Annotated in this window: 7 protein-coding genes; 2 read left to right on the top strand and 5 right to left on the bottom strand. The window is 64.5% G+C overall.

Features of this window, described 5'->3' with window-relative positions:
- The 3 genes from ACT4OC_RS20395 to ACT4OC_RS20385 form a co-directional block, all read right to left on the bottom strand.
- The coding region (locus ACT4OC_RS20395) for a heavy metal translocating P-type ATPase (protein ID WP_444840837.1) at positions 1 to 2353 on the bottom strand (2353 nt) is incomplete at its 3' end.
- Between the two features lie 57 nt (positions 2354 to 2410).
- Positions 2411 to 2641, bottom strand: coding sequence for a heavy-metal-associated domain-containing protein (locus ACT4OC_RS20390; protein ID WP_444840836.1), 231 nt, complete (start codon positions 2639 to 2641; stop codon positions 2411 to 2413).
- 232 nt (positions 2642 to 2873) lie between these two features.
- Positions 2874 to 3713, bottom strand: coding sequence for a protein-disulfide reductase DsbD domain-containing protein (locus ACT4OC_RS20385; RefSeq protein WP_444840835.1), 840 nt, complete (start codon positions 3711 to 3713; stop codon positions 2874 to 2876).
- A 125-nt stretch (positions 3714 to 3838) separates the two neighbouring features.
- Here ACT4OC_RS20385 and ACT4OC_RS20380 point away from each other — a divergent pair, with 125 nt between their 5' ends.
- A complete protein-coding gene (locus ACT4OC_RS20380) occupies positions 3839 to 4486 on the top strand; it encodes a YqgE/AlgH family protein (protein WP_444840834.1) in 648 nt (215 codons plus the stop codon).
- A gap of 121 nt (positions 4487 to 4607) precedes the next feature.
- Here ACT4OC_RS20380 and ACT4OC_RS20375 read toward each other — a convergent pair whose 3' ends face one another.
- Together ACT4OC_RS20375 and ACT4OC_RS20370 are read right to left on the bottom strand one after the other, a co-directional pair.
- Entirely contained in the window at positions 4608 to 5495 is an 888-nt protein-coding gene (locus tag ACT4OC_RS20375; RefSeq protein WP_444840833.1) for a TauD/TfdA dioxygenase family protein, read from the bottom strand.
- Positions 5496 to 5638: 143 nt separating this feature from the next.
- The gene (locus ACT4OC_RS20370; protein ID WP_444840832.1) at positions 5639 to 6418 is read right to left on the bottom strand and encodes an SDR family NAD(P)-dependent oxidoreductase; all 780 of its coding nucleotides are present in this window, start codon (positions 6416 to 6418) and stop codon (positions 5639 to 5641) included.
- A gap of 160 nt (positions 6419 to 6578) precedes the next feature.
- On the opposite strand from ACT4OC_RS20370, the gene ACT4OC_RS20365 reads away from it, so the two are divergent.
- Positions 6579 to 7303: SDR family NAD(P)-dependent oxidoreductase (locus ACT4OC_RS20365; RefSeq protein WP_444840831.1), on the top strand; the 725-nt coding region annotated here is incomplete at its 3' end.

Raw genomic sequence — 7303 nt, 5'->3', positions numbered from 1 at the left:
CCGTGACACTGACCGCCATCGCCACCATCGCCCAGACGGGGTAGATCAGGCCGGTTGCCGCGATCGGGATGCCAACGCCATTGAACAGGAAGGCGAGCGTGACGTTCTGGACCATCTTGCGGTAGCTGCGGCTGCTGATTTCGCGGGCCTCCGGGAGCGTATCCAGGCGATTCGACAGGATGATGATGTCGGCCGACTCGATCGCGATGTCGGTTCCGCCGCCCATGGCGATGCCGACGTCGGCCTGCATGAGCGCCGGGGCATCGTTGATGCCATCTCCGACCATCGCCACCCGGCTCCTGCCTTGAAGCTGGCGCACGATGCCGGCCTTTTCTTGCGGCAATATGCCGGCGTGGACTTCGTCGATGCCGACTTCGCGAGCGACCCATCGTGCCGCACGCTCATTGTCACCGGTCACAAGGATTGCTTTGAGGCCCGCCCGGCGCAGCGTGGCGATGGCCTGGACCGCATCCAGTCGGAGCGTGTCGCCGAGCGCTATGATGCCGAGGGCTCTTCCGTCTCGCGCTACGCCAATCACCGTAAGCCCGTTCGCCTCGAGAGCCTCGATCTTTGCACTGACCTGGTCGAGGTCGATGGCCTGACCCGCCAAAAAACGCGGGTTGCCCACGATAACCTCGCGACCGCCGATCCGGGCGGTGACGCCTTTGCCCGGCAAGGCCTCGAAGCTTTCGACGTCGGGGGGTGTCACGCCGCGCTCAAATGCGGCCGTCACAATCGCCTGCGCGAGCGGATGCTCCGAAGATGCCTCGGCAGCTGCCGCGAGGGCGAGCAGTTCTGATTCGGTGGTGCCAAGGCACATGACCTCGCGCACGACCGGGCGTCCTTCCGTCAACGTACCGGTCTTGTCGAGTACGATCTGCTGTACCAGGCGGAAGCCTTGGAACGCCTCGCCCGTGCGCATCAGGATGCCACGTTCCGCGGCCTGCCCCGCGCCTCGCACGATCGAGAGCGGCGCGGAAATGCCAACCGCGCAGGGATAGCCCATCACCAGCACGCTCAGGCCGGCGAAGACCGCCCGTTCAATGTCGGGCTGCCCGCTGGCAAGCCAGGAGCCGACCAGCCAGCCGATCACGGCGAGTGCCGCCACGACGAGAACGCTGGGCGTGTAAACGCGCAGCACCCGGTCAACGAGATGCAGGATGCCAGGCTTCAGCGCCCGCGCGTCTTCAACATGCCGGATCACTTGGCTGAGGAAACTCCCCTCTCCGACCGCCGTGATCCTCACGAGCAGGGTGCCCGTGCCATTGATGGAGCCGCCGATGACCGTAGCGCCTTCCCTTTTCTCGATCGGAATCGACTCGCCGGTAACCAGCGACTGGTCGACGCCGGAATGCCCGCTGACCACGACGCCGTCAGCGGGAATGCGATCACCGGGGCGGACGCGGACGAGATCGCCGATCCTGACCTCTTCGAGGGGCAATTCTACCTCGATGCTGCCGCGCACCACACGAGCTGTTTCAGGCTGCAGGTCCAACAGCCGCTTCACCGCCTGTGAGCTGCGTGTCTTCACGATCAGCGAGAGCCATTCCGAAAAGATGTGGTAGGTGCCGACCATCACCGCGACAGCAAAGAACGGCGCGGTAGGGTAGCCCGGTCGGTCGAGGACGAGTCCGATGATGCCGCCTGCGATGCCGGCGAATGCCCCGATCTCAAGAAGGACATGCTGATTGAGGATGCCTCGCCGCAGCGCCTGGATAGCCATGTGGAGGATGTGCCGGCCGACGACGAAGACGAGCAGGAAGGCCAAGGCGGCGGTCAGCCACGGAGCGGCTTTCGTCAGATAGCCTTGCAAGTTCAAGGACAGCAGCGTCAGCGACATCACTGCGAGACCTGCGGCGCCCGCGACGGCGATCCAAAGTCCGGTCGATCTCAGCACCAGGAACACGAACGCACCAAGGCTGAGGCAAACCAGCGCGAGAAGAAATGCCATCCAGCCGACGGACGGGTCGGCGATGATCGGTATGGACGCAACGCTCAGCACCACGGCAAGAACGAAGCGCCGCGCTTCGTTCACAAGATCGCGCTCTTCCTCCTCGTATGGCCTCAGCTTACGCGGGTCAGAGATGGTGTACCCGATATCGCGCAGCGTTTGCAGAAACTGCTCCGGCCGAGCAACCGAGGGGTCGTATTCGACCAGGGCCTGCTCATGCGTCAAGCTCACGGCCACCTTGTCGACACCGGGCAGTCGCCCGAGCGCCTTCTCGATGGTGCCAGTGCAGAGGGAGCAGTGCAGCCCACCGATACGAGCGCGAATCTTCCGGCGATTTGGCCTCGCCGAGGGCTCCTCGCTCCATGGCCTGAAGGTGGAAGCGGCTCCTGCTGCGACAGTCATTGTGCTCTCTCCATCCTTGACTCGATCCTTGGCTCGCGCAACGTCACCACTCCCAGATCATTGGGCTGGCGCGGTTTCGCGGGCCACGACGCGAAATCCGGGCTTTTCGATCAAGTCCACAAGGCGGCCTTCCAGAACGGACTGCGGATCGAACAGCACGCGCGCCTGCCGCTCAGCAAACGAGACGGACGCCATACGCACGCCAGGTTCCTTCTCGATCAGGCTTTGGATAGTCTCCGCGCAGCCGTCGCAGTTCATGCCGTCGATTTTGAAGATCGTCGTTTTCACTGAAGCGCCTCCAGGCCGCCTCCCGTTTTGTGGCTCAATCGCAAGAATAGCCCTTGGACCCAACTCCAGGGTCAAGCGTGGCAGGCGATCGCGGAAGAGCTTCTAAAGCCGGATGCGCTTGATTGTCCGGGCGTGGGCAATGCCGGATCTTGGGCCGTCGCATGCAAAGCGGACGCCAGTAAGCGGGTCGGACAGGGTATGGGCCACAGTCCGGTTCAAACCCGGAACGCCGTCAGTTCAAATTCACATTGAACTCATACGCCCGATCGCCGCCGACCAGCGTCAGTTTCAGCGCGGCGCCTTCGGCCTTGGCGCCGGGCGGCAGGCCGTCGAGCTCGAAGGCGAAGCGCTTCACGCCGGGCGGACCGTTCTCCACCAGCTTCGGAACCGGCAGCGCCCAGTCCGGCGTCGGTCCCTCGACGAACAAATGCACGTTCCTGGATTCGGGCGCGGCGACGTCGACCAGCACGTTTTTCGCGCCCTCGCGCCTGACGTCGCGGATCGTGACCGGCATGGGATCGCCGACATTGGCCGGCTTCGGCACGGCGTCGAGCGCGGCGGCGAGGTTGCCGTCCTCGGTGCTGGCGACGCTCGCGAAGTTCAATTCGCTGGTGGCTTCGACGGGCAGGCAAAGCTTTTCGCACACGGCGTAGCTGATGTGCGCGCGCAGCGTCACCGGCTTGTCGTTGTTTTTCGCGACGATGCGCAGCGGCAGCACCACCTGCTTCTTGTAGCCGAGCGAAAATCCGCCGGCGCCATCGTCAAACTTCATCGGCGCCGGCCATAAAACCGTCACCGACTCGACATTGTCCGACTTGGAGAAATCGAAGCGCGGCGGCACGCCGGAATCGCCGGGGTTGCGCCAATAGGTCTTCCATCCCGGATCGAGCTGGATGGCGATGCCGCCGAGCAGCACGCCGCCGCTGCGCGAGCCCGCCAGCAGCCGCACCGCCGAATGCGCGTCGCGCTGCCAGGCCGAGGCATCCTGGGCGCAGGCTTGCATCGCCGGCAAGACGGCAAAAAGCGCGCTTGCGAGGGCGAATGCGGCGCGGCGGGGAACAATCGCGTTCATGAGACGTCTTTACCGGTTGGACCTGTCGCAAACCATTGAATTGCTTGTGATGTAAGGCACCGTGCTTGATTGACAGATTGCCCACCCAATATCAGGATATAAGCGGATATGAGAGGGCTTTGCGGATGGGTCGTGAAGGCAAAGCACCGAAGAGCCCCGGTGGCAAGGCCGGCATCGGGCATAATGCGCCGGACGAGGGTTATCTCGACGGCCAGATGCTGATCGCGATGCCCGTGATGGGCGATCCGCGCTTCGAGCGCTCGGTGATCTACCTGTGCGCGCACTCCGCCGAGGGCGCTATGGGCATCATCGTCAATCATCCTGCGGGCAGCATCGACTTCCCGCAACTTTTGATGCAGCTCGACATCATCAAGAGCGCCGACCAGATCAAGGTGTCGGAGAACGCCGAACCCATGCAGGTGCTGAAGGGCGGCCCGGTCGATACCGGGCGCGGCTTCGTGCTGCATTCCAGCGACTTCTTCATCCAGGATGCGACGCTGCGGATCGACGAGGACATCTGCCTCACCGCGACGGTGGACATCCTGAAGGCGATCGCCAAGGGCGCGGGCCCCAGGCACGCGATCCTGGCGCTGGGCTATGCCGGCTGGGCGCCCGGGCAACTGGAGAACGAGATCCAGCACAATGGCTGGCTGCATTGCCCCGCCGATCCCGATCTCGTGTTCGGCAGCGCGATCGAGGAAAAATACCCGCGCGCGCTGCGCAAGATCGGCATCGATCCCGGCATGCTGTCGGGCGACGCGGGGCATGCCTGATGTGTCATTGCCGGGCTTGACCCGGCAATCCATCTTCTTCGCATAACTTTTTTTGAAGTTTGATGGATGCGCGGGTCAAGCCCGCGCATGACAAGTGCATATGTGGCGTGCAGCGGCCATACTACTCCGCCGCTTGCTGCGCCACCGTCGGCTCGGTGCCCGCAACCGTCGCGCGGCGCATGTCGCGGGGCTGCGACTGGTCGTAGCGGCGCACGCGGTGGACGGTCTGGCGGTTGTCCCACATCACGAGGTCATGCAGCGTCCATTTGTGCACGTAGACGAATTCGTCTCGCGTGGCGTGCTCGGTGAGATCGCGCAGCAACAGCCGCGCCTCCGGCACGCTCATGCCCTTGATGGCGCCGGCATGCGAGGACAGATACAGCGACTTGCGGCCGTGCACGGGATGCGTTCGCACCAGCCGCTGCAATACCGGCCTGAACATCTGCTTTTCCTCGTCGCTGTAGTCGAGCAAGCCGAGCGAGCCGCGCGAATACATCAATGAATGCTCGCAGATCATGTCCGCGATCTCGGCCTTGGTCTCGTCGTCCAGCGCGTCATAGGCCGCGCGCATGTCGGCGAATTCGGTGTTGCCGCCCTTGGGGTTCACCACCCGCGCCGACAGCAGCGAGAACTTTGCCGGAACGGGACGGAACGACGAGTCGGAATGCCAGAGGCAGTTGCCGAGGTTGAACAGATGCACGCGGCTGTCGCGGGAGAGCGGCTTGCCGTCCTTGCCGAGGTTGGAGACGTCGTTCAGCCCGGAGTCGAGGCGATAGTCCTCCTTCTTGGTGACGTTGCCGCCACGCGGGTTCTCGCGCTCGCCGAAATTCAGCGCGAATGCCATTTGCTGCTCGTCGGTGATGTCCTGGCCGTGAAACACCAGCACGGCATACTTGTCCATCGCAGCTTCCACCTCGCGCGCCTGCTCCTTGGTGAGCGGATGGCGCAGATCGAGGCCGGACACCTCGCCAACAAAATGCCTGTGCAGCTGGCGGATAGCCAAGGCCATGGCGTCTCTCCCTGATGCGTTGCTTTTTTGGAAAGGCTACTCGCGAAGTGTGCGATGTCAATGATGGACGGTCTGCCGTCGCTGCATGGCCTCGTGTCCCGGACGCGGCGCAGCGATGTCGCGCGGCATCCGGGGAGTGCTTTCTACGCATTCCGCGCCATCAGCCCGCCGTCCACGGGAATAACAGCGCCGGTCAGGAACGAAGCCGCCGGCAGGCACAGGCTCAGCGTCATGTGGGCGACCTCTTCCGGGTCGCCGTAGCGGCCGAGCGCGGTGCGGCGCTTGGCGTAGATCGTCTTGTGCTCCTCGGGAATCCGCTCCGTGATCGCCGAGCGGATCGGGCCCGGGCAGATGCAGTTCACGGTGATGCCCTCGCGGCCGAGTTCGACCGCAAGCGAGCGCGTCAGGCTGGTGACGCCGCCCTTGGCCGCGGAATAGGGGCTGTTGGTGGCGGTCGCCCCGAGCGCCTCGGTGGAGGCGATGTTGACGATTCGCGGGCATTTCGATTTGCGCAGATAGGGCAGTGCGGCGCGGATGATGCGCGGATGCGCCGTCAGCATCACCGCCAAGGCCCTGGCCCAGGCCTCCTCGTAATTCTCCGCGTCGATCGCCGCGCGCAGCGACAGGCCGGCATTGTTGATGACGATGTCGAGCGAGCCGAAATGCGCGGCGACGTCGTCGACCACGGACACGATCGCCTTCGGATCGGCGACATCGAGCGTCCAGGCCTTGGCCCTGCCGCCCTCGGCATTGATCGCATCCGCCACCGCGCGCGTGCCCTCGGCGGTGAGGTCGGTGACGGCGACATTGGCGCCTTCGTCGGCAAAGGCGTGCGCGGTGGCGCGGCCCATGCCGCTGGCGGCTCCGGTGACGAGAACGGTCAGCCCTTTCACCGAGCGGGAAAGCTTTTTGATCTCTGCCATTGAATTACTCGCTGTGCGGAAAATGAAAGGGGGTGCCGGTTGACAACGCTGGCACCGATCCGCAGACAGGTCAAACAAACAAGACACGCGCATGATCCGGAAAAGTGGATGCCGGTTTTCCGATAGAGATCATGCGCCAAGCAACAAGAGGGAGCGCGCGATGAACGAACTCGATTTCAGCCGCAAGCAGGTGCTGGTGGTCGGCGGCTCCAGCGGCATCGGCAACGGCATCGCGCAGGCCTTTCGTGCGCGGGGTGCGCGCGTCGCCGTCTGCGGCACGCGCGCCAGCGCGGCGGATTATTCGCCCGACGACGGCTCGCATCTCGAAGGCCTCGCCTATTCGCAGCTCGACGTCAGCGATCCCGCCGCGGTCGACAAATTCAAGCCGGCCTTCGAGGCGCTCGATATTCTCGTGCTGGCGCAGGGCGCGGTGATCTATCGCCGCGGCGAGTTCGCGATGGAGGGCTTTCGCAAGGTGATGGAAGTCAACCTGATGAGCCTGATGGCCTGCGCGACGAAATTCCACGCCATGTTGGCGGTCGCCAAGGGCTCGCTGATCATCGTCAGCTCCACCGCCGCCTATCACTCCACCATGGGCAACCCGGCCTACAATGCCTCGAAGACCGGCGCGATGGGCCTGACCCGCACGCTCGGCGAAGCCTGGGCCGAGGACGGCATCCGCGTCAACGGCATCGCGCCGGGCCTGGTCGACACCAAGATGACCAAGGCAACCACCGCCAACCCGAAGCGCCTGGAAGGCGCGCTGCAGCGGATTCCGCTGGGGCGGCTCGGCACGCCCGAGGACATGGCGGGCGCCGCGCTGTTTCTCGCTTCGCCGCTGTCGTCCTACATCGTCGGCCAGACCATCGTCGTCGATGGCGGGCT

It is taken from the genome of Bradyrhizobium sp., from assembly GCF_052389815.1.
Lineage (GTDB): Bacteria > Pseudomonadota > Alphaproteobacteria > Rhizobiales > Xanthobacteraceae > Bradyrhizobium.
The sequence above is the reverse complement of the archived record's forward strand: the minus strand, read 5'-3'. Positions and strand labels throughout refer to the sequence as shown.

Excerpts from the sequence above, each read along its gene's own strand:
- ACT4OC_RS20385 (WP_444840835.1), bottom strand. The coding sequence starts at position 3,713 with ATGAACGCGATTGTTCCCCGCCGCGCCGCATTCGCCCTCGCAAGCGCG.
- ACT4OC_RS20380 (WP_444840834.1), top strand. The coding sequence starts at position 3,839 with ATGGGTCGTGAAGGCAAAGCACCGAAGAGCCCCGGTGGCAAGGCCGGC.
- ACT4OC_RS20375 (WP_444840833.1), bottom strand. The coding sequence starts at position 5,495 with ATGGCCTTGGCTATCCGCCAGCTGCACAGGCATTTTGTTGGCGAGGTG.
- ACT4OC_RS20370 (WP_444840832.1), bottom strand. The coding sequence starts at position 6,418 with ATGGCAGAGATCAAAAAGCTTTCCCGCTCGGTGAAAGGGCTGACCGTT.